This window comes from Adlercreutzia sp. DFI.6.23 (assembly GCF_024462535.1).
Classification (GTDB): Bacteria; Actinomycetota; Coriobacteriia; order Coriobacteriales; family Eggerthellaceae; genus Adlercreutzia; species Adlercreutzia rubneri.
In genome coordinates this window covers 1-332 of the sequence record NZ_JANGBP010000307.1, presented here as the reverse complement: position 1 = coordinate 332, position 332 = coordinate 1, and the positions used below count along the sequence as shown (strand labels likewise).

The window sequence follows — 332 nt, the reverse complement described above, 5'->3', positions numbered from 1 at the left end:
CAACGGTCTCCGAACAAGTTGCCCGCGAGCTGCGGGCGGGCGTTTTGCAGGGCCACCATGAGATCAGGAACTATCCCTCAACCAAGGAGACACCATGGCTTGCACAACGCTTCTCATGGGCCGCCGCGCCACCAACGACGGCTCCACCATCGTCGCCCGCAACGAGGACGGCGAGGACTTCTCGTTCGATCCGAAAAAGATGATCGTGGTCATGCCGGAAGATCAGCCACGCACCTACACGGGAGTAGCCAGCCACCTGACCATCGAGCTGCCCGACAACCCCCTGCGCTACACCTGCACGCCCAACGCCGACCCGACCAACGGCGTGTGGG

The 332-nt window shown here is 63.3% G+C and carries 1 protein-coding gene; it reads left to right on the top strand.

All coding sequences use genetic code 11. The features are described from left to right. Positions 1 to 94 precede the first annotated feature (94 nt). Positions 95 to 332, top strand: a 238-nt coding sequence (locus NE591_RS13480; RefSeq protein WP_256156890.1) for a C69 family dipeptidase, incomplete at its 3' end; no start/stop codon positions are given.